Consider the following 25,633-nt stretch of genomic DNA (forward strand, 5'->3'; position numbering starts at 1 on the left):
TCTGCAGTTCGTTCGGGGCGGTGGGCGAGGTGCTCACTGGATGACCTCCTTGAAGATCTCGGCGAGAGAGGGACGCTGCGGCGCGAAACTCGCGACGTCGCCGCGGGCGACGGCCTGACGCAGGATGTTCTGCGCGGACGCCTCGTCGTCGGCTTCGAACAGGGCGTAGCCGCCGTCGAAGTCGAGCACCGAGACTCCGGGCTGCTCGCGCACCCACCCGGCGTCTCCGCCGGAGACGAGCTCGAACCGGCGGCCGGAGTGCTGTGCGCGCAGCGACTCGCGGGAGCCGGCCGCGCGGATCGTGCCGCCGGCGATGATGACGAGGTCGTCGCAGAGGCGTTCGACGACGTCGAGTTGATGCGAGGAGAACAGCACTGCCGCCCCCGCGGCGGCCCGCTCCTGCAGCACCCCGGCGACCACGTCCACTGCGAGGGGGTCAAGACCCGAGAACGGCTCGTCGAGGATCAGCACCTCCGGTTCGTGCACGAGCGCAGCGGCGATCTGAGCACGCTGCTGGTTGCCCAGCGACAGCGTCTCGACGAGGTCGCCCAGCCGCTCGCTGAGCCCCAGGCGGTCAAGGAGCGCCTCGGCGTTGGCTGTGGCCGCGGTCTTGCTGTAGCCGTGCAGCCGGGCGAGGTAGGCGATGTGCTCGCCGACTTTCATCTTCGGGTACAGGCCGCGTTCTTCGGGCATGTACCCGAAGCGACGCCGGTCGGCCGTCGTGGCGTCGCGCCCGTCGAGCCGGACGACGCCCGCGTCCTTGGCGAGCACGCCGAGCGCGATGCGCATCGTCGTGGTCTTGCCGGCGCCGTTGCCGCCGACGAAACCCGTCAGCCGTCCCGGCGTGATCGCGAAGCTCACATCATCGAGCACGCGGCGTCCCCCGTAGCTCTTGGTGATGCCTTCGAGCTGGAGCACGTCTCCTCCTCCTCCGGCGCCGTTCGGCACCATGACTCTCACGCTACGGAGGAGGCGGGGACGGGGCATCCACCCCGGGGAGGGTCGTCGTCCTCCCCCGCAGGGGGGAGGACGATCCGCCGTGATGCCGGCGGTCGGCGTTTACTCCCGCCAGGGCATGTTCAGGTCATCGGGGTCGACGTCGACGTCGCCGAAGTCGTCCGGCCCGCCGGTGCCGGGAACGGCTCGCACGTCGTCCGGGTCGATGTCGTCGTCGATCGTGTCGGGAAGCGGGTCTTCCTGCTTGTGCTGGGTGTCGGTGTCGCTCGACGGGCTGTAGGACATGTCCTTGCGCACCGCATCGCTCTCGGAGAGCTCGGTGTCCGTCGTGTACTCGTGTCGGTCGTCGGAGTTCATGACTGCGAGGTTATGCGCGCGTTCGGACGTGTCTGGACCCTTGACATTCCGCTCGCGGCTGCCGCACCGTCGGGAAGCGCGGGAGTCAGGCGATGCCGGAGCGGTGGGCGAGCACGACGGCCTGCACGCGGTCGCGTGCGCCGAGCTTCTGCAGCACGTTGGACACATGCGTCTTCACCGTCGCCTCGCCGATGAACAGGCGCGCGGCGATCTCGGCGTTGCTGAGCGCATCCGCCATGAGACGGAGCACTTCGCCTTCGCGTTCGGTGAGCGGTTCGGCCAGCACCAGGCGCAGGTGACCGGCGTCATCGGACGGTTCGGGGGGCCGTGCGAAGCGTTCGATCACGCGGCGCGTGACCTCGGGGGCCAGCAGCGCATCTCCGGCCGCGACGACCCGCACCGCCGAGACGAGCTCTTCGGGCCCGGCGTTCTTGAGCAGGAATCCGCTGGCACCGGCAGCGAGTGCGGAGAACAGGTAGTCGTCGCGGTCGAAGGTCGTGACGATGAGTACCGCGGCATCAACGCCTGCATCGGTGAGGGCGCGGGTCGCTTCCAGGCCGTCCATGTCGGGCATCTGCACGTCCATGCAGATCACATCGGGGTCGAGGGCGGAGGCGGCCGTCACCGCTTCGGCGCCGGTGGCCGCTTCCCCTACGACGACGATGTCGTCCTCGATCGAGAGGATGGTGCGGAAGCCCGCCCGCATCATGGCGTGGTCATCGACCAGGAGCACGCGGATGTCAGGCATCGGCGCCCGCCCGCTCCGACAGCGGCACGGCGACACGGACGAGATACCCGCCTCGTGCCCGAGGTCCCATCTCGACGGTGCCCCCCGACGCCGCGGCGCGCTCGCGCATCCCGACCTGCCCGAGCCCGGGTCGGAAGGCGCCCACCCGGCCGGTGTTGGCCACCTCCAGCTCGATCGCGTCCGGGGAATAGCGCAGGCGCACGTCGGCCGTCGCATCCGGCCCGGCGTGACGCCGCGCGTTGGTGAGCGCCTCCTGCGCGATCCGGTACAGGTTCACCTGCACCAGGTCGGGCACCGGCTCGGGCTGTCCGATCACGGTGAAGGTCGCCGGAACCCCGGCGGTGGTGGTCTCCTCGACCAGCCCCGGCAGCCCGGCGAGTCCGCGCGTTACCGCACCGGCGTCGGGTTCGGAGCCGGCACCGGGGGTGCGCAGGGTCTCCAGCAGCTGTCGCAGCTCGTGAAGGGCTTCGCGCGCCGACCCCTCGACCCCTTCGAGGATGCTGCGCGCCTGCGGCAGGTCGCGTTCCATCACCGTGCGCGCCACGCCGGCTTGGACCCCCATGAGGGAGACGTGGTGTGCCACGACGTCGTGCAGCTCCCGTGCGATGCGCACGCGGTCCAGCGCCACCGCCTGCGCGGCGGTCACTTCACGCTCTCGTTCAAGCTCGCGGGTGCGCTCTTCCAACGCGTGCCGTTCGCGCATCTGCGCGTACGCGCGCTCGCCGAAGTAGTACGCGCCGCCGAAGTACAGCGCGTTGAGCAGAACGGTGAGAAGCGTGTACGCGATGTAGGGGGAGAACGCCCCGGCACGGGAGAAGCCCTCGTCGCTCGCGGGCGCCGTCACATCCTGGAACGTCACGACGGTCAGCCACAGGAACATGCCGACGATGATCGCGATGCGGACGACGGTGGCCCGCCGCCGGTCGCTCGACCACGCCCCGACCGTGTAGAGGGCGATGAACATCGCGATGTTGCCGGCGTACAGCTCGGGCACACGCAGGGTGACCGCCGCGAAGTACGCGACCGAGACCACGACCGCCACGCTGGCCGGCCACCGGCGACGCACCGCCAGCGGCACGGCCAGCACGAACGCATAGGCCACGGCGAGGGACATCTCGGCCTGGTCCGGACCGTAGATGCCGGCGATCGAGGACAGCACCGCGCTGAGGAGGGCGCCGACGAACAACACGGCGGCGAGGATCACGTCGTTGCGCTGCTGAGCGGCGGTGGGCGGCGGCATCCCTCCACGGTACGGGCGGACGCGGCTCGAGACCTCCGTCTGCGGGGGGAGACGTCCGCCCGCAGGGAATGGATCCGAGGGGAAACTACTTGCACGTGAATAGACCTGCGGGGACGCCCCCGCTCGCATCAACGGAAGGACAGTCGTGACCTCGTACACGATCGGTTACATCGTCGGCAGCATCTCGAGCACCTCCATCAACCGCCGCCTGGCCAAGGCGCTCGAGTCGGTGGCCCCCGACAACGTGACTCTCGCGGAGATCCCGATCGAGAAGCTCCCCTTCTACTCGCCGGACCACGACGCGGACATCCCGGCGGCCGCGCGCGAGTTCAAGAACAGGATCGAGAACGCCGACGGCGTCATCATCGTCACCCCGGAGTACAGCCGCTCGATCCCGGGCGTCCTCAAGAACGCCCTCGACTGGGCAGCCCGTCCGTACGGAGACATGTCCTTCAACGGCAAGCCCGTCGCCGTCATCGGCACGTCCAGCAGCCCCATCAGCACCGCCGCCGCACAGCAGCACCTCAAGACCATCCTGAGCCACTTCAACGCGCCCACCCTCGGCCAGCCCGAGGGCTTCATCCAGTCCAAGCCCGGGCTGTTCACCGAGGAGGGGGAGATCACCGACGACACGACGGCGACCTTCCTGCGCGCCTACCTCGACGCCTTCACCGACCTGATCGCCCGCTATGTCGTGGCCGAGCGCGCCGAGGCCCTCGCCGCCTGACGACCGGCATCCACAAGCCCGCGAAGCCCGGGGGACCCGTTTCGGTCCTCCGGGCTTCGCGCTCACGACCATGGCCGCATCGGAATGAACCCGATCGATCGTCCTACCTCGTCCAGCAGATGGCCGTGCACCTTGTGCATCTGGATGATGAGGCATCGGTCGACGATGTGGGCCTCGGGATGAAGTGCAGCCACCCGGCCGCTGAGAGCATCGAGTTCGTCCGGTGCACGGAGGTTGACGATGACCATCAGATTCGGCAACCGCGTGACGGGGGCACAAAAGCGCACCTCCGGCCATTGGCCGATGTCCCGACCCACCTGGTCGAGCGCCGCATCCGGAACCGAGAGCCAGAGCACCGCGGCCCACGGCCAGCCGGCGAGCGGACGAGCGACGTCGGCTCGCAGGTCGAGGGTGCCTCGTCGCCGCACCTGCGCGAGGCGGCGACCCGCCGCGGCCGGACTAAGCGCGAGCTCCTCGCCGAGGTCGGTCAACGAGCGGCGGGCATCGCGAGCAAGCGCATCGAACAGGCGGGGCTCATGGAGGTCGACGCGTGCGGCCCCCACGGGGGTCTCGAAGCGCTCCCGCACTGTTTGGGCCTGCTGCCGGTTGAGCACGCTGAGTTTCCACCGCGGGCCGGCGAATACCCGCGTGTAGACATGGAATCCGAGGCTCTGCAACGGGAGCCGAGAGACGCTGTCGAAGGTGCGCCGCAGTTGCCTCATCGTGATACCGATCGTCAGCGCGTAGAGGTCGGTCGGGCCCGTGGTGCGCCCGACCGTGTAGACGTCCGGAAGCCCGCTCAGGAGTTCGACTGTGTCGTCGAGTGTGCCGGGTGCGCATTTCGCCTCGATGATCGCTCCGCGGAACACTTCTGAGCCGAGCGTCGCGCCCGTCCATGCGATGCCCGACTCCTCGAGCGCGTTCCATCGGCGAGCCACCGTGGACGCGGCCAGATCAAGTGTCGCGCCGATGGTCGCCCACGAGGCCCGGGGTTCGACCTGGACGGCGTCGATGAGGGCGAGGTCTGCTTCACTCAGGGTGTCCACATACATATTCTGGCGCCTGAGTGCCTCCCCTCATGTGTTTCGAGCGGAGTGACGGGCCCGGGTACCACTTTCTATCGAAAATGGTCGCCGGACGAGAGTGCGCTGTTTCAATGGGAATCACGAACTGCCGCGGAGTTCGTCGGTCCCGGACTCCTATCAGAAGTGAGCGCACCCCTATGTCCATCAAGCAGAAGACCGTCGAGATCCAGAAGAGCATCGAGACCGGCGCCCGCGGGCCGCTCGCGCACTTCGACACCCGCACCTACATCCAGCACAACCTGGCTCTTCCCGACGGCTTCGCTGCTCTGCTCGCGTTCCTCGACTCATTACCGCCTGGCACCAGCCGGGTGCGGCCCCTGCGCGCATTCGAAGACGACGACATCAGCTTCGCCCACCTCGAATACGCCCTCGAGCCGATGGGTGAGCTGGTCGGTTTCGAGGTGCATCGCTGGGAGAACGGCCGCATCGTCGAGCATTGGGACAATCTGCAGCCGGTCGCTCCCCGACTGAACCCGAGCTCACGGTCGATGACCGACGGGCGTGTCGAGGCATCCGACCCCGGAAGCGCCGACGACAACAAGCGGGTGATCGAGCGACTCGTGAGAGACGTCTACATCGCCGGCGATCACGACCTGCTCACGGACCTCGTTGCCGAGCACTTGATCGAACACAACCCGAACCGGGGAGACGGCATCGGTGAGCTGCGCGCTGCGCTCACCCGTCCTGAGTCGATCCGCTACGAAGGACTCCACAGGGTGCTCGGGGAGGGCGACTTCTGCCTGGCCATGAGCGAGGGCTTCCTGAACGGCGACCACACCGCGTTCTACGACCTGTTCCGGCTCGAGGCCGGTCACGTCGTCGAGCACTGGGATGTCGTAGAGCCGATCCCCCCACGCGCGACCTGGGCAAACGACAACGGAAAGTTCTGATCGCGGAGTTCCGCGATCTCCCCTGCATCCGGCCGCCGCTCATCGGCGGACTATCGAGACGAGACGACATGACCACCGAACGGACGAGCGCGCCCACCCTGATCGACACCGAGTACGGGCGCGTGCGGGGAGTCGACCACGACACCCACCGGACCTACTTCGGAATCCCCTACGCCGCCGCCCCCCGCGGTCGGGCCCGGTTCGAGGCGCCGACCGCGCCGACCGGATCGGAGGAGGTGTTCGATGCGACCCGCTTCGGGCCAACCGCGCCTCAGCCGACAATGGCGAGCCCGACCGATCCGCTCAACCTCACCCCCTACTTCGGCACGGGATGGACGAGGGGCGACGACTACCTCACGGTGAGCATCTGGTCTCCGAGCGAATCAAGCAATGCCCCTGTCATGGTCTTCGTCCCTGGTGGCGGCCTGATCGGCGGCTCGGCCGCAGCCTCCGTATACAACGGCAGCTCCTTCGCACGGGACGGGGTGGTGCTGGTGATCGTGCAGCACCGGCTTGGCGTGCCGGGGTTCCTCCACCTACCGGACGCTCCAGAGAACCGAGGGATGCTCGACGTGATCGAAGCGCTCGGATGGGTGCGGCGCAACATCCGCGCTTTCGGCGGCGACCCCTCGAATGTCACGCTATTCGGCGAGTCAGCCGGCGCGATCCTCACGGCGGCAATCGCGGCCGACCCGAAAGGCAGCACGCTCATCACCCGAGCCATCATCCAGAGCGGAACCGCGCGGGGCGCCTTCACCCCCGCGCAGGCGCGCCTGGTCACCACAGCGGCGGCAGACCATTTGGGTATTCCCGCTGCCGCGACATCCTTCGGCGAGATCCCCGACGAGAGATTCCTGGAACTGCTGCCGGCGCTGACGGCCCCGGACCTCGGCGTCGGGGACGTGCGCGACCCGATGGTCGGCCTGAATCCGTTCGCGATCGTGATGGACGAGCAGCCGATCGAAGCGATCCGCCGGGGGGCAGCGGGTCCGGTCGACCTCCTGGTCGGCACGAACGCCGAGGAGGGTCGGCTGTATCTGGCTCCGGGCGGTGACATCGAGGCCACCCAGCCCGGCGACCTCCTGCGCCTGGCGGCACGAGTGCATCCGAAACCGGAGGCACTCGTGCGCACGTACAGGATGGCGCACCCCTCCGCCAGTCCGGGCGACCTTCGAGCACTCATCCTCGGCGATGCCCTGTTCGTCACCGGGAGCAGGGAGCTGGCGCTCGTTCACGCTGCGGACGCTCGAGCCTCGACTTTCGCGTACCGATTCGACTGGCGGTCGACCGCCGTCCGTGGAACTCTCGGGGCGGCGCACGTGGTCGAGCTGCCGTTCGTGTTCGATTCCGTGCACCTGCCCGAGCTCTCAGGAGGGTCCGGCCTTCTGGGCGACGGACCGGTGCCCGCTGAGCTGGCCGCCGAGATGCACGCGGCATGGGTACGGTTCGCCACGACCGGCGAGCCGGGGTGGGCAGGATTCAGCGCCTCGCGCGAGTCGACCCGGATCTACGGAGGGTCAGCCGAAATGGAGGACGCCCCACGCGCGGCCGAACTCGATGCCTGGCGATGATTATGGTGACGCCTCGCCCCTGATCGTCGCGGAATCGGATCGCCACACCGCGGGGGGATCGCCGCGGGCCACGAGGCGCGCATTCCGGGCGACGCTCGCTTCACTGTTCACGGTGCTCGCGAGTTCGAACCTGCTCACTCCTCTCTACCCGATCTACGAACGCGAGCTGGGTCTCGGGGACGCGATGGTCACGGTGGTCTACGCGACCTATGTCTTCGCGGTGGTGCCCGCTTTAATCGTCGCGCCGAGTCTCGAGCGGCGAATCGGGCGCCACTCGCTGGTGATCGCGTCGATGCTCATGGCCATCCTGGGCCTGGCGATCATCACCACCGCCTCAGGAACGGCGACGCTGGTGCTCGGCCGCATCGTTCAGGGGTTCGCCGTCGGGAGTGCATCGGGCATCCTGACCGGGACGATCAGCGAGCTCGCTCCACGGGGCGACAAGGGACGAGCAGTGAGAGCAGCCGGCATTGCCAACGTCGCCGGCATCGGTGCCGGACCGCTGATCGCCGGCATCTTGGCGCAGTACCTGCCCGCGCCCACGATCACGAGCTTCATCGTCGTCGGCCTGGTACTGGTCGCGGTCACCATCTGGGCCGCCCGAAGGCTTCCGGTCACCTCGGCGAGTCCTGCGTCCCCGGCGCTTCCGCCTGAAGGCGGCGCACTCGATCGTGTGCAGCTGTTCGTCACCGTCGTCGCGGCGTTCGTCGGCTGGGCCTGCATCGGTCTGGTCCTAGCGCTCGCGCCGTCGTACATCGCCGAGCTGAGCGGAGGGGGAGCCAGCGGGCTCGTCGGAGCCTGCATCGCCCTCGTCTTCGTGATCTGCGCCGTCGCTCACCTGTCCAGCGGCAGGATGACCGCGACGGCCGCGCGCTCTGTCGGGCTGACTGCGATCGGAGCGGCGATGGCATCCGCGCTTGCGGGAGTGCAGTTCGAATCAGCCACGTTGCTCGTCGCCGCGGGAGTGCTCGCGGGCGCGGGTCAGGGTCTCACCTTCGCCGGCGCGCTGCGTGTCAGCTCTGCAGCGGGTGGCGGTCGCGGCTCCCTCTCGTTGAGGCGGCTCTACATCGTCAGCTACGCGGGGAATGCGTTACCAGTACTCGGGGTAGGGCTGCTCGCCCAGGCTGCGGGCCTGAGCACTGCGATCGCCGCATTCGCCATCGTGATCCTGGCGGTGAGCGTTGCCACGCTCCTCGTCGTCGGCGCACGTGCGGTTCTCAGGACGTGCACCCGACGCCGCGGCCGCTCCGCCGTATGGGGCGAGAGTGACGTCGTCGGCACCCCCACCCGCAGGTGATCGGAAGTCGGTAGCGGCGCGGCTGGCGTTTTGCAAGCATGGGCGCGCGGCGCACCGACGCGACGCCCGACGAATCGGAGAGCACGATGACCAGGATCTTCGTCAACATCCCCATCAACGACCTCGAGCGCGCGAAGGCGTTCTACACGTCGCTCGGCGCCGGGATCAATCCCCTCTTCACCGACGAGAACGCCGCGTGCATCGTGTGGGACGACAACATCCACTTCATGGTGCTGATGCGGGAGTTCTTCTCGACCTTCACCGACAAGCAGATCGCCGACACGGCCACGACGGCGCAGGCGCTGATCGGACTCAGCAGGGAGTCCCGCGCCGCCGTCGACGAGAGCCTCGACGCGGGTCTGGCTGCCGGAGGGAGCGAACCGCGCCCCCCGCAGGACTACGGGTTCATGTACAGCCGCAGCCTCGAGGATCCCGACGGCAACCTGCTCGATTTCTTCTACATGGACCCCGTGGCCGCCGAGAACGGGCCCGAGGCCCACCTCGCGGAGCAGGGCCGGGCCTGACCCCGTGGGGTCATGTAGCTACGGGCACTACTGCGGAGAGCACCGTGACCGGTCTCATTCACATCGATCTGTTCACCACGCTCGACGGCGTCGCCCAGGCCCCCGGCAGTCCCCACGAGGATCCGGAAGGCGGATTCGCCTATGGCGGGTGGCAGGCGCCGATCGAGGATGACGCCGTCGGCGAGCGCGTGATGACGGGCATCCGGAGCATGGATGCGCTCCTCCTCGGGCGAAAGACCTACGACATCTTCGCGGCCTACTGGCCGGTCTACGGTGAGGGCCCGGCCGCCGAGATCGCGCGCACCTTCGACGCGCTCCCGAAGTACGTGGCCTCTCGCGGCACGCCGGAACTCGACTGGCAGGGGTCGCAGCTGCTGGGGCGCGACACGGTGGCCGCCGTCGGCGAGCTGCGGCAGCGGCACCGGGAGATCCACGTGATCGGCAGCGTCGACTTCGCCCGCACGCTGGTGCGCGAGCGGCTCTTCGACGTGCTGAACCTGTGGGTCTATCCGATCGTGCTGGGTCGTGGAAAGCGCCTCTTCCCCGACAGTGGCCCGGCGTTCGGACTTTCGCTGCTCGAGCCGCCGCGCGCCGGAGAACGAGGCGCCCTGCTCCTGCGGTACGCCCCCGGGGGCGACGTGACCACCGGCACGATGGAGGGCTGAGGCCCGTCGCGCACATCCTGGGCTCACCGGACCCTGGATGCGCGCCTCGTCAGCCGCTACAAAGGACGCATGGTCAACGACACGAGTGAGATCGACCGGCGCGCCGCACAGGATGTCGGCGCCCTGCAGCGCGAGTGGATTTTCGGATGGGACCGCGTCGAGGGCGCGCCCGCCCGCCGGTTCGAGGAGGTCTTCGGGCGGTATTACGACTTCGACGCGGACGTGCTCCTCTTCGACGACGCCGATCCCGAGCTTCGGACGCACCGCCGGGTGGCGGACTACGCCGACGCGTTCTGGCCGACCTTCTCGGCGTTGCGCTCTGCCCGGCACGCGATCGCTGAAGAACCGGAGGTGCTCGTCTCCGGTGACCTCGCCGCAGCGCGCATGGTCTTCATCGCCGTGCTGGTCTCTCCCGAGGGTGCGGTGACCCGCGTGCGCTGCTACAACTCGCAGGTGTGGCGCCGGACGGACGCATCGGGGTGGCACATCGTGCGCGACCAGACGGCGATCTACCCGATCACCGAGGCGGAGGCCGACTCCTACTTCGGGTAGGCCTCAGGCATCGCCGATGCGCTGCAGCACACGCTGGAGGACGGCGCGTTCGTCGGGATCGATGTTCTCCAGGAAGGCGCGCCGCACCTCGTCGGCATGACCGCGGACCGCAGCGAGCATGGCGCGCCTGCCCTCCGGCGTGACGGTGATACGGGTTCCGCGTCCGTCCTCGGCCGTGGGTGTTCGTTCGATGAGCCCGCGCCGCTGCATCCGGGTCACCAGGTGCGACACCCGGCTCTTCTCCCACCCCAGCTGGGCGGCGAGTTCGCCGATGCGCAGTGCCCGATCGGGCGAGTCCAGGATGGCGACGAGGGTGCCGTACTCGCCCTGCGCCAGGCCCGCTCCCTGCTGGAGCTGACGGTCGATCCGAAGGGTCAGGCGGGCGTTGGCCGCAAGGAAGGCGCGCCACAGCGCCCAATCGTCTTCCGTCAGGCCCGTCGCGTTCGCCACTCCACGATTGTAGGCCCGCGGCCCACCTAGGTGAAACTTCACCTACACTGGATGAAGATGAAACTTCACCTATTTGGAAGGCTGTGAAATGACCCATCCGTTTGAGATCGGTGTCCTCACGTTCGGAGAGATCTCACCCGATCCCCGCACGGGAGTGACGCCGTCACCCCTCACCCGCATGCAGGAGGTGCTCGAGCAGGCCGAACTGGCCGATCAGGTCGGGCTCGATGTGTTCGGCGTGGGGGAGCACCACCGCTCCGACTTCGTGATCGCCTCGCCCCCCGTCGTGCTGGCCGCTATCGCGCAGCGCACGAAGCGCATCCGCCTGACCAGCGGCGTCACCGTGCTCAGTTCGGAGGACCCCGTGCGGGTCTTCCAGAACTTCGCCACCGTCGACCTGCTGTCCGGTGGGCGGGCCGAGATCATCGCCGGTCGCGGCTCGTTCCTCGAGTCGTTCCCGCTCTTCGGCTACGACCTCGCCGACTACGCCGACCTGTTCCGCGAGAAGCTCGACGCCCTCCTCGCCATCCGCGCCGGGAACCCGGCCGAATGGCCCGGTAGCTTCCACACGCGCGACCTCCGCGGCATCGACATCGCTCCGCGTCCGGTCGGGGATCTGCCCATCTGGGTGGGTGTGGGCGGCACGGCCGCGTCCGCGGTGCGCGCCGGCCAGTTGGGGCTTCCGATGGCGCTCGGCCTCCTCCTCGGACCGCTCAACAGCCTGGCTCCGATGGCCGACATCTACCGGCGAGCGGCCGCCGATGCCGGTCACGACCCGGATTCGCTGCGCGTCGGCATCGGGGCGCACGGGTTCGTCGGGGCCACCAGCCAGAGCGCGCGCGACCTCATGTATCCCGCGTTCCGCGTCGGGATGATGGAGAACAACCACCAGCGCGGGGCCGGGTTCCCCCTGCCGCGCGCGGCGTTCGACGCGCAGTCCACGGCTGCCGGCGGGCTGCTCGTGGGGAGCCCGCAGGAGATCATCGACAAGCTCATGGCCTACCGCGAGGCGTACGGTGCGAGCCGCGTCACCTTCCAGATCGGCTACGGCGGGTTGTCGCAGGCCGACCATCTGGCCGCCATCGAGCGCATCGGGACCGAGGTCGCCCCGGTCCTCCGCCGCGAGACCGGGCGGGTCGACGCCTTCGGGAGGATCGTATGAGCCTGAACGTGGTGGTCGTCAACGGCAGTCCCCATGAGCCGTCCAAGACCATGGCGCTCGCCGGCCTCATCACCGGGACCCTCGGTGAACTCCTGTCCATCTCGGTTCGTCGCGTGGACGTCTACCGGCTCGGGCCGGGGCTCACCGGGGCGACCGAACGGGACGAGGTGAGCGCCGACGTCGAGGCGGAACTTCGCGCGATCGAGGAGGCCGACGTCCTGGTGGTGGCGGTCCCGGTGTTCCGTGGTTCCTACCCGGGCATGTTCAAGCACGTCTTCGACCTCGTCGACCAATACGCGCTGGCGAACAAGCCGGTGATCCTTGCGGCCACCGGCGGATCCGAGCGGTTCGCGCTCGTGCTGGAGCACGAGCTGCGCCCCCTCTTCGGGTTCTTCCAGGCGGCGGTCATGCCCGTCGCCTTCTACGTCAACGCCGGCGACATCGACGGCGGGACAGTGCTCAACGCCGAGGTGTACAGCCGCATCCAGATCGGGCTGCACGACGTGCTTCCCCAGCTCGAGCGTCTCGCCGCCGGGGCCGAGGCGTACGCGGGCTGATCGGATCAGCCGAAGATCATGGGCCGGTCGTCGTCCTCCTCGGTGCTCGTGAGATCGAGGTCGACGACGACGGGCACGTGGTCGCTGGGCACTTCGCCCTTGCGCTCGTTGCGGTGGATCTGCGCACCGGTGACCGCCTCCGCGAAGGCGTGGGACCCCAGGATGAAATCGATGCGCAGCCCCTCGTTGCGGGGGAAGCGCAGCTGCTTGTAGTCCCAGTAGGTGTACCCGGTGGGAATGAGCGGCCGGACGACATCGGCGACCCCGGCGGCCTCGAGCGCCGCGAAAGCCTCACGCTCCGGCGGTGAGATGTGGGTCGAGAAACCCTGCACCATCTGGGGCACACCGTTGTCGGCGTCGGTGGGGGCGATGTTGAAGTCGCCGGTCAGCGCGAACGCGAGATCGGGCGTGCGGGTAAGGGTGTCGGAGGTGTACTGCTGCAGCGCGCTCAGCCAGTCGAGCTTGTAGTAGTAATGCGGGTCGCCCAGTGACCGCCCGTTCGGCACGTACAGGCTCCACACCTTCACCCCGCCGACGGTCGCCCCGATCGCGCGGGCTTCTTGCGGAGCATCCGGGCCCTCGTGCCCCTTCGCGAACCCCGGCATCCCGGGAAAGCCGATCTCGACGTCGGTGAGCGGCTCGCGGCTGGCGATGGCGACGCCGTTCCACTGGTCCAGTCCGTGAGCGGCGACGTGGTAGCCCGCCTCCTCGAACGCCTCGGTCGGGAACTGCTCGCTCTTGCACTTGATCTCCTGCATCGCCAGCACGTCGATGTGCTCGCGCACCGCGAAGTCGAGGATGCGGGGGAGGCGGGCGCGGATGGAGTTGACGTTCCAGGTGGCCAAGCGCATGCGTCCAGCCTATGGTCGCCCGCCGACGCCCCGCCGCCGCATCCTGGCCTCCATGTCTCACTTCCTGCAAGGATCCGGGTCGATTCCTGCAGGAAGGGAGACATGGACCGCGGATGCTGAGACATGGTGCGCGGATGCTGAGACATGGGCACGGCGCGCGACGGGCGCCTGACGAATCGTTTCCACGCCGGCGCACAGGCGGCCCGCCGCGGCTGGATCTGACCCGCCCCACCGCCGCCCGCCGACGCCCCGCCGCCGCCCGAGGGCGAGGATGCGGCCGGACGTCCACCGGCGGGGTGAACGCGCCGTCCTGTGTCGGCCGTGTAACAGTCCTGTCCGCACCGGATCCCGTGTCCGCAAGTGGACACCGCCTGACACGCCGGCTGACGACCGGCTCGGCTAGCAATGACAGTGCGCCCGGGTGTCGCTCACCCGCCCTCCGGTGTCACTCACCGTCCGGGCTCACGCCGGCCGCGCGCCGCACCCAACTAAAGGACTCCCGTGCCCGCACCCGCCCTGCGACCCTCCCACTCGTGGGGTCCCGCCCGCCCCGTGTCACAGCTCATCGCCTCGGTGCTGCTCGCCACCCTCGTCTTCGGCATCCCCGTCGCAGCGAACGCGACCGCGTCACCGGGGCCCATGGACCGCCCCGCTCAGGATGCCGCGGCATTCGATGCGGCAGCAGCCGAGGTCGCCCTGACGACCGAGTGGGAGCCGGGCCGGTACATCGTGACGCTCCGGGACGACCCCGCGGCGACGTACGCGGGCGGTGTGGACGGCCTCGCGCCCACGACGCCGGTCGAGGGCGAGCCGTTGCAGGTTCAACGTCGAGTGGTGCAGACCTACGTCGACTACCTCGCGGACCGGCAGAACGACCTCGCCGAGGCGGTGGGCGCGACCGTCGACGCCTCGTACACCCTCGCGACCAACGGATTCGCGGCCGAGCTCACCGCGAAACAGGCGTCCGACCTGGCGTCGATGGCCGGTGTGGCCGTGGTCGCGCCCGATGAACTGCTGAAGCCGCAGGCGGTCGAGACGAGCACCGACTTTCTCGGGCTTGAGGGTGACGGCGGGGTCTGGGGCGAGCTCGGCGGCATCGAAGCAGCCGGTGCCGGCGTGGTGGTGGGCGTGATCGACAGCGGTATCGCACCCGAGAACCCCTCGTTCGGCGGGGATGCGCTCGGCACCACGCCGGGCAACGAGCCCTACCTCGACGGCACGACCATCACCTATGCCAAGAGTGACGGCAGCACCTTCACGGGCACGTGTCAGACCGGTGAGCAGTTCGACGCCGACGACTGCTCGACCAAGATCGTCGGGGCACGGTTTTTCGATGCGAGCTTCGGGGAGCACGCCGACGCATCCGCCGGGGAGTATTCCTCTCCGCGTGATGGGAGCGGGCACGGCTCCCACACTGCCGGCACGGCTGCGGGCAACAACGCCGTCGACGCGACGTGGGGAACGTTCGAGAGCACGATTTCCGGCGTGGCGCCGGCGGCCCGTATCGCGGCGTACAAGGTGTGCTGGACCGGTCTCACCGATGACGGCTGCGCCACCGGTGACCTGCTGTCGGCGATCGACGCGGCCGTGAGCGACAACGTCGATGTGATCAATTTCTCCATCGGCGGTGGTGCGGCAACGACCACGAACGAGCTCACCGACCGGGCGTTCATGGCCGCCGCCACCGCCGGAATCTTCGTCGCGGCCGCCGGCGGCAACAGCGGCCCCGACCCCTCGACGCTCGACAACGCATCGCCGTGGATCACGACCGTCGCGGCCAGCACCATCCCCTTCCCCGAAGCGACGGTGCGCCTCGGTGACGGCCACAACTACCTGGGTGGCAGCGCGGTGCTCGGCGACTCGGCCGTCACCGGGCCGTTCATCGACGCCGCATCCGCGGTCCTCTCCGGAGCACCCGATCCTGCGCTGTGCGGTCCCGGCGCGCTTGATCCGGCCAAAGCCGCGGGAATGATCGTGCTGTGCGATCGGGGCGAGGTCGACCGCGTGGCCAAGTCAGCGGAGGTGAAGCGCGCGGGCGGCATCGGCATGGTGCTCGTGAACCCGACGCCGAGTGCGATCGATCTCGACGACCACTCGATCCCGACCATCCACCTGGATGCGGACGCCTGGGCCGGCTTGCACGCTTACGCCGCGACCAGCGGCGCCACCGTCAGCCTCGAAGGCGGCAACACCACTGCGATCCCCTCGCCGCCGGTGCCGCAGGTCGCGGGCTTCTCCTCCCGTGGACCTGTCGAGGGAGGGGGCAGCGACGTGCTGAAGCCCGACATTGCCGCCCCCGGGGTCTCCATCTTCGCCGCCACCGCCAATGCCGAAGGCGGCACGCCGCAGTGGGCGGCGATGTCGGGAACGTCGATGGCATCCCCGCACGCGGCGGGGCTCGCCGCGCTGTACCTCGGCGCGCGGCCCAGCGCGAGTCCGGCCGAGATCAAGTCCGCCCTCATGACGACGGCGTACGACACGTTCGCGGCCGATGGGTCGCCCCTCACCGACCCGTTCGCGCAGGGCGCCGGGCAGGTCGACCCGACGCGCTATCTCGACGCGGGTCTGCTGTACCTCAACGGCGTCGACGACTGGAAGGCATACCTGCAGGGCGAAGGCCTCGCCGACTACGGCGTGGCTCCGATCGACGGCAGCGACCTCAACATCCCGTCCATCGCGATCGGGTCGCTTCCCGGCCGTCAGACGGTCACGCGGACGGTCACCGCCACCCGCGCCGGAACGTATGCGGTGGCGCCGGTCTCCATGCCCGGCGTGGACGTGACGGTCACCCCCGCGACGCTGACGTTCGCCGCCGCCGGCGATTCGGCCGACTACACCGTGGAGTTCGTCAGGACGGACGCGCCGCTCGGCGAATTCGCCATCGGCCAGCTGTCCTGGGTGGACGGCGAAGAGCGCGTCCGCATCCCCCTGGCCGTCCGGCCGGTCGCTCTCGCGGTGGCCACGGAGATCGGGGGCGAGGGCTCGGCAGGGTCGGTTCAGGTGGATCTCCTGGGCGGGGATGACGCCGACGTCGACCTCCGGCTCAGTGGTCTTACGCGCGGCCGTGCGACTGAGGGCAGCATCGCCCCGGGCACACAGCAGCGGTTCGTGGTCCAGGTGCCTGCCGGCGCGAGCTTCGCGCGCTTCGACGTCGACAGCCTGGATGACACCGCCGACCTCGACCTGTACGCCCACCGGCAGTTGCCAGACGGCACCCTGGTGGACGCCGGCACGTCTGCGTCATCCGGACCCGACGAGCGGATCGACGTGCAGTACCCGTTCGATGCAACGTGGGTGATCGAGGTCGATGCGTACTCGGGTCCCGGGGACGTGCCCTTCGTCCTGACCTCCAGCGTCCTCACCGAGGCCAGCGACCTGGGTGCGCTCCGGGTGGATCCGACCGTCGTCCGCACGCACGTCGGCCAGACCTCCACGGCGACCGTGTCGTGGTCCGGTTTGACCGACGCCTCCGGCTATCTCGGACGCGTCGAGTACGGCGACACCGGCCTGTCCACGGTCATCAGCGTGACGACCGAGGCCGGGGAGGCCGTTCCCGGCGGCGAGCTCGCGCTGAGCCTGGGCGCATCCGCCGTGCGGCCGGCGACCGGCTTCTCCGGGACCGGCTCGGGTCTGGCCAGCGGTGCGGAGTACGAGTTCGTGCTCGACGACGAGACGCCCCTCGCATCGGGACGGGCTGACGATCAGGGTGAGGCTGCGCGTTGGCTGGTGCTGCCGGACTCGGTCGCGGAAGGAGAGCACACCGTGACCCTGCGGTCGCAGGGGAAGGAAGCGCGAGCTCCCCTCGCTGTCGCCGCCCTCATCGTGTTGTCGGTCGAGCCGTGGACGAGCGTCGCGTTCGACGGCAGCCCCGCGGTCTCGCTTCAGACGACGTTCTCCGGCGAGGGGGCGATACAGACCGTACTCACGGATGCCGATGGCACCGTCTACCTGGATGAGACGCGCGACGCGTGGACACCGCCCTCGTATGCCAGCAATTACGACCGATCAAGGACGGTGTCCACCGCGGAGGGGGCGATGACGGCGACCGTCACGCCGATCGCACCGGACGGTGCCAGAGGGACTCCCCTCAGCATCGACTATGAGGCGGTCGGCGGTGAGGCGAGCGCCATCTCCCTAGGGGCGGATCCCGCGGCGGACGGGGCGGCGCTGTTGACCATCGACAACCGCTCGGGCGACCCGTACGAGCCGGAGCTGCGCTTCCAGCGGTGCGACGAGGGCGCGGTGTTCTCGACCTTCTGGGCGGATGCGGCGACATCGAGCAGCGACTCCTTCCCCCTCGCGGGAGTCGCATGGCTGACGGTCGCGCTGGACGGCGACACGCTCGCCTCCTACGAGAACCCCGCAGCGGACTGCCGCGGGACGGTAGACCTCGGCCTGGACTACTGGGTCACCGCTCGGAGGTCGGATGCACCCGCCGACCCGGCACGGCCGATGGCGATGACCGTCTCCAATCGGTACGCCGAGTACAGCGGCGGATTCACGTTGGTCGCAGGACTCGGGGCGCGTCACTACGAGGGCGAGGAGGTTTACGCCGAGGAGATCCCGACCCCCGTGATCACCACGCCCGGGCCGGTGATCGACCGCACGATCGCGGTGCCCGAGGCTCAGGCATCCTGGTTCGTGGCGACCTACGAGGTCTCGCGACCCGACATCCACTACCAGGCGATGCGCCGCCTGGTGCTCCCGCCCCTGACGATCGCCGACGTGGCGGCACCGGGCAGCCCCCAAGACCCGGGGACGCCGGACGAGCCGGGAAATCCCGGAACGCCCGCCGACCCCGGAATGCCGGGCGACCCCGGCGACCCCGGAATGCCGGGTACCGGACCGGGTGATGAGCCCGACGGGGGCGAGGCGGCGCCGGACGGATGGCTGTCCGCGACGGGCGGCGGGATGGCGCTCGGCCTGGTCCCGGTGGGGCTCGTGCTGCTGCTGGCCGGCATCCTCGTGGTGCGCCGCATCCGACGGGGTCGCGTGCACGGCTGAGCGGCCCCACCGCCTCCCCGGCGCAACGTGCATGGGGCAGGCAGTGCGGTGCCCGCGCCGACCCGGCCCCGCGGAACGAGGGGAGAATGGAGCAGTGGAATCCGGCCTCCTCTCGCTGTGGTCATTGGATGCGCAGGAGGAGCAGATCTACCGCCTCGCGCTGACCCGGAGAGAGTTCTCGGCCGAGGAGATCGCCGCCGCGCTCGGCGTGCCGGTCACCGCAGCGGAGGCATCACTGCAGGCCCTGCGTTCACGCGGACTCGTCAATCAAGCCGGCACCGGCGACTACGCCGCTGTCGATCCGCGCTACGCGTTGCGTCTGCTCGCGGATGAGCAGGAGGCGCGTCTGGGACGCGTCCGGGCGGGCATTCCTGCGCTGGCCGAGATCTTCGAGCAGGCGCGAAGCAGCGCCGAGACCGGCTCCGTGACGCGGATCGTGCGGGGAACGGCCGCGGTGTCGGACTGGTACTACCGCATCGCGTTCCGTGCGACGCGGGAACTGCTGTCCTTCGACATGCCGCCCTATGTGCTGGCCACCACGACCGCGATAGAGGGAGCATCGATCGCCCGGGGTGTGCGGTGGCGCGCCGTGTACGCGGCATCGAGCCTCGACGTCGACGGCGGGCTCGAGCGCCTGCGGAGGAATGTGGCGGACGGCGAAGAGGCGCGGATCATCGAGACGCTTCCGTCCAAGATGGCGCTCGCCGACGGGTCGGTCGGGCTGATCGCTCTCAATCTTTCGGCGTCCGCACCGGAGGCGCTGATCACGGAGTCGCCCCAGCTTCTCGAGTCGATGATCGCGCTGTTCGAGGCCGAATGGCGCCGCGGCGTGCCCGTCACCGCGGATACCGCCATGATGTGGCGGGGGAGCGACCGCAAGGATCGGGCACGTCAGCCGACGGCGGCCGAACGCGAACTCCTCACCCTCGTCGCAGGCGGCGTCAAGGACGAGGCGATCGCACGCCAGCTCGGCATGTCCACACGCACCGTGCGCCGCCGCATCCGCGACCTGTTCGACGATCTCGAGGCGACGAATCGTTTCCACGCCGGCGCGCAGGCGGCCCGCCGCGGCTGGATCTGACCCGCCCCACCGCCGCCCATAGACTCGAGCCCATGACGATCGCCTCCACGCCCGAGCTCGAAGCCGACCGGCAGGCCCTCATCGACCTCATCACCGCGGAGGCGGTCTTCCACGGCGACTTCACGCTCTCCAGCGGCAAGAAGGCGACGTACTACGTCGATATGCGTAAGCTCACGCTCGATCACCGCGCCGCCCCCGCCATCGGCCGCATCATGCTCGACCTCATCCGCGACCTCGACGGCATCGTCGCCGTCGGCGGGCTGACGCTCGGTGCCGACCCCATCGCGAACGCGATCCTGCACGAGTCGGTTCGCGCGGGCTCCCCGCTCGACGCGTTCGTCGTACGCAAGGAGCCGAAGGACCATGGCCGCGGCCGGCAGATCGAGGGCGCGGATGTCGCGGGCAAGCGCGTCGTCGTGGTCGAAGACACCTCGACCACGGGCCAGTCGGCGCTCAAGGCCGTCGAGGCGCTGCGCCGCGAGGGTGCGGAGGTCGTCGCCGTCGCGGTGATCGTCGACCGCAAGACCGGCGCGCAGGGCGCTGTGGAGGCGGAGGGCCTGCAGTGGCTCGCCGCGATCGACCTCGACGACCTCGGCCTGCAGCCGCAGTAACTGCTGCGCGTCGCATACGCCGACCGCACGGCCGCAGATTAGTCCACCGGGCGCGGCGTGGCCACGGCGCACGAAACGGTCGCTGCACGGCTCGGGATGAGCGCCAAGACCGTGCAGCGTGCGCGACAGCTGATGGAGGCCCTCGACGAGGGCCCTGACGATGCCAGCCGGCTATCGTCCACGACACTCCCCCGCCGCCGTAGGTGGCGATCGCCAGTCTGTGGAGAATGTCCAGCTACCTGCCCCTCGCGATCCCCTGGCTGGTCACGGGGATCGCCGGGTACGCACTCGCGAAGCGGCATGCCTTCTGGATCACCTACCGCTGGCAGTGGGTCGTAAACACGATCGGCGTTCTCATCGTCGTCGCCGTTCTCGCGTACGAGACGGCTCGGATCGTCGAGTGGGTCGCGTCGGGGACCGCTAGCGCGCTCCTCGACACCGACGGGTGGTTGGGGACGGTCTGGGCCACGATCTGGCCCTGGCTCCTGGTGAACTTTTCTCTGGGGCTTCTGCTGCTGCCGGTCACGTGGTCGATCCGACGTCGACGGATCGCGGAAATGGTGCGGCGCCGCACCATCCCAGATGTGCTCACTCAGGAACACATCGAGAGCGCGAGGAAGCGCGCAGCCGACGTGGTGAGCGCGCGCCGGCTCGGGGTCCAGCTGGACCCCCGGACGGCGCGCCGTCGGCCGGCAAAGGCGGTGGTCTCGATGCGCCAGCGGGCGCGATCGCGCTCGTGAGCCGTGCCACGGTGTCGATCGCTGAGAGGTTCACCGACCGGCGACAGATCTCCGACTGGACCGACCCGGCGGGGCGGTTCGTCATGTTGCCGGCGTCGGCCGGCGCGATCCGCGTGATGCAGCTGGGCGAAAGCGGCAGCGGCAAGACGGTTCTGATGCATCACGCGATCGTCGAGGTGCTGCGCAGGGGGTGGCCTGTGACGTTCATCGACGCCAAGGGCGACCCGGAGGATGCCGATCAGCTGGCCAACCTCGCGCGCTCCCTCGGACACACGGTGCGAATCGGTGAACCGTGGAATCTGTTCACCGGCACGGTGTCTCAGATCACCACGAAGATTCTCCGCACGATCCCGCTCAGCACGGGAGACGGGGCGTTCTACCGCCGTGAGGCAGAGCAGGCTCTACGCGCGATCCAGGCGCACGCACCCCTGACGGGGATGCGTGACCTGTTCACCCGGCTGGCGGACCCGCAGGACCACGTGCGGGACCAAACGCAGCTGAGCAGCCTCACGGCAACCGTCGAGAGGATCGGCACCCGCCGCAACGAACGCATCCGGGACACGCTGCTTAGGAGAGAGGCGACCCCCGATGCCGGGGGTCGCCTCTCTCGCTTGTTGTTACTACGTGTGGCTAGCTCCCTAGGGGGCGGGCGGGAGCGGCCTCACCACAGGCTCCACTCCCAGCCTCGTTCGCATTCCTCGGAGGCGCTTCCGGTTTCTCGTGATGCGCAGCCTTCCCAGGTCCTGAAGCCCGCGACGAAGACGATCGATGCCAAGACCAGGATGGAGACAGCGATGATCAAGGCGAAGCGGAGTTTGCGGAGGCGAGCCGGATCGTTCATCGGAGCCCGTACAGAGCGATCAGCCCTTTCTGGTCGCCGCGACCGAGGCTACGGCCGGAGATGTCACAGGCCGACGTGGTGGTGCGCATGATTTGTGTGTTGTCGTCGACGTGCCCGAGCCCGACGGCGTGCCCCATTTCGTGAGTGGCTACTGACTCAAAGTCGTATGTAGTCCCCGAGCATCCGGCGATGGCGGTCGGATACCACCACGAGCGCGAAGAGCTGTCGAACTTGATATCGGCCTCCTGCTTAAATCCAGCGATCGTGTTCCAGGAGCAGTAGTACCCGAGGGTGCTTCCGTTGAGCGCGCCCCATCCGGCGATGTTATTGCCGTCAGCGCTGGTGCATCCAGGGGTAGCGGTGACCCCGGGGGCGCCGGAGGTAACGCCCGCGTAGGCGATGTTCAGGTCGATGTCCCAGGACCCGCATTCGACACTGTAAGAGTTTTCGATATTGAAACCCCCGGCGGTCGCCAGCCTGGTCCCCCAATCGTTGGCGTTCGGAGCGCCACTGTTGTTGTAGAAATATCCGTACACGTGGCTCGCCCACATTGCACCGAGGACGTACGGAGCGGACTCAGAACACTTGTCCGCGAGTAAGGCCGTGGGTGCGGGGTCGGTTCGCTCCTCGAGGCTTCCCAATTCGTTGGCAGCCGCTGCGCTGGTCCCGAAGGGATGGTCACCCTCGATCAGGACTGCGATGTCTCCGGCCGCCGAGTGATAGAGGGCGATATCTGCCGGGGTCTCGGCGGTTCCGTCGCCATGAGCGCCGCCGCTCACGACGACACCGGGAGCAGGGACCACCAGCGACGCGCCGGAATCCAGCACGACTGTCCACCCTTCGAGGTCACATCCGGTCGCCTTGGCTGCATCAAGCTCCGTTTGATCGACCGTTCGGGGAGTGCACTCCGCGGTCTGCTCGACCGGCGCCGAATGCGCCGCTGTCGGGAACGCGACCGCGGCGATAACGGCGATCGCAAGAAACGCCGGTCTGGCGAATCGGGCTGGTTTGAGACGCATCGTTGGCTTTCCTTTGTCCAGGGGGATGGCTGCCTGAGATTTCTCAGGCAGGGCTCAGCCTGGGCGCGCTGAGACGCGCATGCGAAGACCACTCCAAGAATGTTCATCCTCTGTTCGTCGACTGGGTACCGAACGACCGCGGCGCCGCCGCATAGGGCCAGTCAACCGACACGCCCTACGGGCGAGTTCTTTTGCCGTGAAGCCTTCGGCAGCATACGGTCGGCCACCCTCCATGCAAGCGGCTACGCCGACCGGCTCCCCCGAGACTTTTCGCGGCGATCCAAGAGCGTCAGGCCGACGTTCCGGAGGCGTCGTGACGCTCGCATCTGGCCGCACGGTCAAGGGCATGAACCTAGGTCATTTCGCGCCCGATCGATGGGTGCGGGGCGAGGACGTCGTGCACGAGCTATTCATCGGCGGCGAAGGCCTCTCCCGGGGCGGTGTGGGCGTGCTGGGCACGTTGCTACACGAGGTAGCACACGGCGCCGCCAACAGCCGCGCGGTCAAAGACACCAGCCGCCAGGGCCGCTACCACGACGCCAAGTTCCGCGAGATTGCCGAGAGCTTCGGACTCACCCTCGAACACGACGAGAGCATCGGCTGGTCACTGACCACCGTTCCCCGGCACATTCACCCACGCCCGCATCTCGTTTGGCAGCGCAACCTACCGGTGGCTCAGCGAGAACGCCGGCCGGTACGGGTGGATTAATCCCCCGTGGGCCCGCCCGGGCGGCAGCGGTCCTGACGAGGCGTGGCACTGGGAGTTCTACGGCGCGCCTGACACCCCCGCGCGGCCGGGTCAGTCGCGGTCGCGGCGACGGGAGCGCACGAACTGCACGATGAAGGCGACGAGCGTCCCCGACACCGTGACCAGTGACACGAGCAATACGAGCGTGCGGTCGTCCATGTCAGGGCCGGCGTCCCTCGGCCGCGTCGGCCACGATCTTCCCGATGCGGGCCGTGCGCGTGTCCGGGCGGCGGGCCATCGCGATGAAGGTCAGCCCCATCTTTCTCGCCGAGGCGGGAAACCCGTCCCAGTTCGCTCGCGCCGCCGGCACCGCATCAAGCGCCGCGGTCAGCTCGGGCGGTTCGATGCCGGCCTCCGGGCCATCGAGCACCTCCCACATCCCGCTGGCCTGGGCTGCTGCGATCGCGCGGCGGCCGGCGTCGGTCATCTCGCCGGATGCTTCGAGCTCGAGGACGCGCTGCTTGTTCGTCGCCGCCCAGCCGCTGTTCGGGCGGCGGGGGGAGAACCAGATGCCGATCGTCTCCTCGTCGTGCGGCTTGACGGTGCCGTCCACCCAGCCGAAGCACAGCGCCTGGCGCACCGCATCCAGGTAGGTGATCAGCGGACGGTCCACGCCCGCACGGGCGCGCAGCACGATCACGCCGCTGGATGTGGCGTGGTTCTGCTCGAGCCATGCCCGCCACGCGGCCGCGTCGGCGAACTCCATCCGCGGACGGTCATCCAGGGCGCCCATCACAGCCCTCGCGACGGGTCCGCATCCGGGAGCTCCGACTCGACCGGATCGGGGCGCACGAGCTCGGCCACCGACCCCAGCACCTCGTCGGGTCGGAACGGGTAGCGGTTCATCTCCGCCTCGTCGCTGATGCCGGTCATCACGAGCACCGTGTGCAGCCCGGCCTCGATGCCGGCGACGACGTCGGTGTCCATCCGGTCGCCGATCATGCCCGTGTTCTCCGAATGCGCGCCGATGCGGTTGAGCGCAGAACGGAACATCATCGGATTCGGCTTTCCGACGACGTACGGTTCCTTGCCGGTGGCCTTGGTGATGAGGGCGGAAATCGCCCCCGTCGCCGGGAGCACGCCCTCCACAGACGGGCCGGTCGCGTCCGGGTTGGTGGCGATGAAGCGGGACCCCGCCCCGATGAAGCGGATCGCCTTCGTGATCGCTTCGAACGAGTAGTTGCGCGTCTCGCCGACCACGACATAGTCGGGGTCGGTCTCCGTCATGACGAAGCCCGCCTCGTGAAGAGCCGTCGTGAGGCCGGACTCTCCGACGACGAACGCGGTGCCGTCGGGCATCTGCGAGGCGAGGAAGTCGGCGGTCGCGAGTGCGGAGGTCCAGATGGACTCCTCCGGCACGATCAGGCCCGACGCGCGCAGGCGCGCACTGAGGTCGCGCGGCGTGAAGATGGAGTTGTTCGTCAGCACCAGGAACGGCGTCCCGTCGTCTCGCCACTGCTCGAGCAGCTCGGCGGCGCCGGGGATCGGGGTGTTGTCGTGGACGAGCACGCCGTCCATGTCCGTCAGCCAGCACTCGATATCGGCCCGGGTGCGCATGGCCCCACCCTATGCCCGGGACCAGACGCGCGCCTCGGTCAGGAGGACGGCGTCCAGTCGGTGATGTTGGTCTTGAACAGGCCCCGCAGAGCGAAGTCGTACGTCTCGCCGATCTCGATGCCGTCGCCGAAATCGGAGTAGTAGTCGCCGCACGAGGTGACGTACAGGGTGATCTGGTTCCCGCGCCGCCCGTCCTCCTCGATGATGTCCGTCACCGTGCAATCGGTGACGCCCGGGAGCGGGATATAGGCCTGGGCGACGAAGAGGCCGAAGCCGCCCAGGACCACGACGGACAGGACGATAGAGATGACCCGCGCCCGGCGTGATCGGGCCGGCGGAGCGGGAGAGGGAGAGCTCACCCGTCCTTCCTACCAGTCTTATGCCGAGATCGGCATAAGA

The 25,633-nt window shown here is 69.0% G+C and carries 26 protein-coding genes; 15 read left to right on the forward strand and 11 right to left on the reverse strand.

What is annotated here, in order from left to right; genetic code table 11:
- Positions 1 to 33: 33 nt before the first annotated feature.
- The 4 genes from AC2DGY_RS00490 to AC2DGY_RS00505 all read right to left on the reverse strand — a co-directional run bounded on the left by AC2DGY_RS00490 (position 34) and on the right by AC2DGY_RS00505 (position 3,302).
- Entirely contained in the window at positions 34 to 918 is an 885-nt protein-coding gene (locus tag AC2DGY_RS00490; RefSeq protein WP_484507737.1) for an ABC transporter ATP-binding protein, read from the reverse strand.
- 141 nt (positions 919 to 1,059) lie between these two features.
- On the reverse strand, positions 1,060 to 1,314 hold the full coding sequence (locus AC2DGY_RS00495) for a hypothetical protein (RefSeq protein WP_484507738.1): 255 nt from the start codon (positions 1,312 to 1,314) through the stop codon (positions 1,060 to 1,062).
- 85 nt (positions 1,315 to 1,399) lie between these two features.
- Positions 1,400 to 2,062, reverse strand: a complete 663-nt coding sequence (locus tag AC2DGY_RS00500; RefSeq protein WP_484507739.1) for a response regulator — start codon at positions 2,060 to 2,062, stop codon at positions 1,400 to 1,402.
- Positions 2,055 to 3,302: a sensor histidine kinase gene (locus AC2DGY_RS00505; RefSeq protein ID WP_484507740.1), complete on the reverse strand. Its 1,248-nt coding sequence runs from the start codon at positions 3,300 to 3,302 to the stop codon at positions 2,055 to 2,057. Before AC2DGY_RS00505 ends, AC2DGY_RS00500 begins: the two co-directional genes overlap by 8 nt.
- A 145-nt stretch (positions 3,303 to 3,447) precedes the next feature.
- Between AC2DGY_RS00505 and AC2DGY_RS00510 the strand changes: the two genes are divergently transcribed.
- Entirely contained in the window at positions 3,448 to 4,029 is a 582-nt protein-coding gene (locus AC2DGY_RS00510; RefSeq protein WP_484507741.1) for an NADPH-dependent FMN reductase, read from the forward strand.
- A gap of 62 nt (positions 4,030 to 4,091) precedes the next feature.
- On the opposite strand, the gene AC2DGY_RS00515 is transcribed toward AC2DGY_RS00510, so the two are convergent.
- On the reverse strand, positions 4,092 to 5,075 hold the full coding sequence (locus tag AC2DGY_RS00515) for an Lrp/AsnC family transcriptional regulator (RefSeq protein WP_484507742.1): 984 nt from the start codon (positions 5,073 to 5,075) through the stop codon (positions 4,092 to 4,094).
- Between the two features lie 176 nt (positions 5,076 to 5,251).
- Here AC2DGY_RS00515 and AC2DGY_RS00520 point away from each other — a divergent pair, with 176 nt between their 5' ends.
- The 6 genes from AC2DGY_RS00520 to AC2DGY_RS00545 all read left to right on the forward strand — a co-directional run bounded on the left by AC2DGY_RS00520 (position 5,252) and on the right by AC2DGY_RS00545 (position 10,613).
- Complete coding sequence (locus AC2DGY_RS00520; protein ID WP_484507743.1) at positions 5,252 to 6,004, forward strand: nuclear transport factor 2 family protein; 753 nt, start codon at positions 5,252 to 5,254, stop codon at positions 6,002 to 6,004.
- 68 nt (positions 6,005 to 6,072) lie between these two features.
- Positions 6,073 to 7,575: a carboxylesterase/lipase family protein gene (locus AC2DGY_RS00525; protein WP_484507744.1), complete on the forward strand. Its 1,503-nt coding sequence runs from the start codon at positions 6,073 to 6,075 to the stop codon at positions 7,573 to 7,575.
- Entirely contained in the window at positions 7,562 to 8,872 is a 1,311-nt protein-coding gene (locus tag AC2DGY_RS00530) for an MFS transporter (RefSeq protein ID WP_484507745.1), read from the forward strand. The genes AC2DGY_RS00525 and AC2DGY_RS00530 overlap by 14 nt, the downstream gene beginning before the upstream one ends.
- 86 nt (positions 8,873 to 8,958) lie before the next feature.
- A complete protein-coding gene (locus tag AC2DGY_RS00535) occupies positions 8,959 to 9,396 on the forward strand; it encodes a VOC family protein (RefSeq protein ID WP_484507746.1) in 438 nt (145 codons plus the stop codon).
- Positions 9,397 to 9,440: 44 nt separating this feature from the next.
- Positions 9,441 to 10,061, forward strand: a complete 621-nt coding sequence (locus tag AC2DGY_RS00540) for a dihydrofolate reductase family protein (RefSeq protein ID WP_484507747.1) — start codon at positions 9,441 to 9,443, stop codon at positions 10,059 to 10,061.
- A gap of 69 nt (positions 10,062 to 10,130) precedes the next feature.
- A complete protein-coding gene (locus AC2DGY_RS00545; RefSeq protein WP_484507748.1) occupies positions 10,131 to 10,613 on the forward strand; it encodes a Cif family virulence factor in 483 nt (160 codons plus the stop codon).
- Between the two features lie 3 nt (positions 10,614 to 10,616).
- Here AC2DGY_RS00545 and AC2DGY_RS00550 read toward each other — a convergent pair whose 3' ends face one another.
- Complete coding sequence (locus tag AC2DGY_RS00550; protein WP_484507749.1) at positions 10,617 to 11,063, reverse strand: MarR family winged helix-turn-helix transcriptional regulator; 447 nt, start codon at positions 11,061 to 11,063, stop codon at positions 10,617 to 10,619.
- Between the two features lie 88 nt (positions 11,064 to 11,151).
- Between AC2DGY_RS00550 and AC2DGY_RS00555 the strand changes: the two genes are divergently transcribed.
- A complete protein-coding gene (locus AC2DGY_RS00555) occupies positions 11,152 to 12,225 on the forward strand; it encodes an LLM class flavin-dependent oxidoreductase (protein ID WP_484507750.1) in 1,074 nt (357 codons plus the stop codon).
- A complete protein-coding gene (locus AC2DGY_RS00560; RefSeq protein WP_484507751.1) occupies positions 12,222 to 12,782 on the forward strand; it encodes an NAD(P)H-dependent oxidoreductase in 561 nt (186 codons plus the stop codon). Before AC2DGY_RS00555 ends, AC2DGY_RS00560 begins: the two co-directional genes overlap by 4 nt.
- Positions 12,783 to 12,787: 5 nt before the next feature.
- Here the strand turns inward: AC2DGY_RS00560 and AC2DGY_RS00565 are convergent, their stop codons facing one another.
- Entirely contained in the window at positions 12,788 to 13,633 is an 846-nt protein-coding gene (locus AC2DGY_RS00565; RefSeq protein WP_484507752.1) for an exodeoxyribonuclease III, read from the reverse strand.
- Positions 13,634 to 14,134: 501 nt separating this feature from the next.
- Between AC2DGY_RS00565 and AC2DGY_RS00570 the strand changes: the two genes are divergently transcribed.
- From AC2DGY_RS00570 to AC2DGY_RS00590, 5 genes are all read left to right on the forward strand, one after another.
- The gene (locus AC2DGY_RS00570; RefSeq protein ID WP_484507753.1) at positions 14,135 to 18,637 is read left to right on the forward strand and encodes a S8 family serine peptidase; all 4,503 of its coding nucleotides are present in this window, start codon (positions 14,135 to 14,137) and stop codon (positions 18,635 to 18,637) included.
- Between the two features lie 94 nt (positions 18,638 to 18,731).
- Positions 18,732 to 19,718 (forward strand): helix-turn-helix transcriptional regulator, encoded by a 987-nt coding sequence (locus AC2DGY_RS00575; protein WP_484507754.1) that lies wholly within the window; start codon positions 18,732 to 18,734, stop codon positions 19,716 to 19,718.
- 32 nt (positions 19,719 to 19,750) lie between these two features.
- Positions 19,751 to 20,329 carry an orotate phosphoribosyltransferase gene (gene pyrE / locus AC2DGY_RS00580; RefSeq protein ID WP_484507755.1) on the forward strand — a complete coding sequence of 193 codons (579 nt, stop codon included), beginning with the start codon at positions 19,751 to 19,753 and terminating at the stop codon, positions 20,327 to 20,329.
- Positions 20,330 to 20,556: 227 nt separating this feature from the next.
- On the forward strand, positions 20,557 to 21,069 hold the full coding sequence (locus AC2DGY_RS00585) for a hypothetical protein (RefSeq protein ID WP_484507756.1): 513 nt from the start codon (positions 20,557 to 20,559) through the stop codon (positions 21,067 to 21,069).
- Entirely contained in the window at positions 21,066 to 22,001 is a 936-nt protein-coding gene (locus tag AC2DGY_RS00590) for a type IV secretory system conjugative DNA transfer family protein (RefSeq protein WP_484507757.1), read from the forward strand. The genes AC2DGY_RS00585 and AC2DGY_RS00590 overlap by 4 nt, the downstream gene beginning before the upstream one ends.
- On the opposite strand, the gene AC2DGY_RS00595 is transcribed toward AC2DGY_RS00590, so the two are convergent.
- Entirely contained in the window at positions 21,907 to 22,929 is a 1,023-nt protein-coding gene (locus AC2DGY_RS00595; RefSeq protein ID WP_484507758.1) for a matrixin family metalloprotease, read from the reverse strand. The genes AC2DGY_RS00590 and AC2DGY_RS00595 overlap by 95 nt on opposite strands.
- A 313-nt stretch (positions 22,930 to 23,242) precedes the next feature.
- Between AC2DGY_RS00595 and AC2DGY_RS00600 the strand changes: the two genes are divergently transcribed.
- Positions 23,243 to 23,638 carry a hypothetical protein gene (locus AC2DGY_RS00600; protein WP_484507759.1) on the forward strand — a complete coding sequence of 132 codons (396 nt, stop codon included), beginning with the start codon at positions 23,243 to 23,245 and terminating at the stop codon, positions 23,636 to 23,638.
- Positions 23,639 to 23,837: 199 nt separating this feature from the next.
- Here the strand turns inward: AC2DGY_RS00600 and AC2DGY_RS00605 are convergent, their stop codons facing one another.
- The 3 genes from AC2DGY_RS00605 to AC2DGY_RS00615 are packed head-to-tail and all read right to left on the reverse strand — an operon-like array spanning position 23,838 to position 25,593.
- Positions 23,838 to 24,383: a YdeI/OmpD-associated family protein gene (locus AC2DGY_RS00605; RefSeq protein ID WP_484507760.1), complete on the reverse strand. Its 546-nt coding sequence runs from the start codon at positions 24,381 to 24,383 to the stop codon at positions 23,838 to 23,840.
- 26 nt (positions 24,384 to 24,409) lie between these two features.
- Entirely contained in the window at positions 24,410 to 25,234 is an 825-nt protein-coding gene (locus AC2DGY_RS00610) for an HAD-IIA family hydrolase (protein ID WP_484507761.1), read from the reverse strand.
- A gap of 38 nt (positions 25,235 to 25,272) precedes the next feature.
- Complete coding sequence (locus AC2DGY_RS00615; protein ID WP_484507762.1) at positions 25,273 to 25,593, reverse strand: hypothetical protein; 321 nt, start codon at positions 25,591 to 25,593, stop codon at positions 25,273 to 25,275.
- Positions 25,594 to 25,633 lie beyond the last annotated feature (40 nt).

It is taken from the genome of Microbacterium sp. Z6_144 (assembly GCF_057197625.1).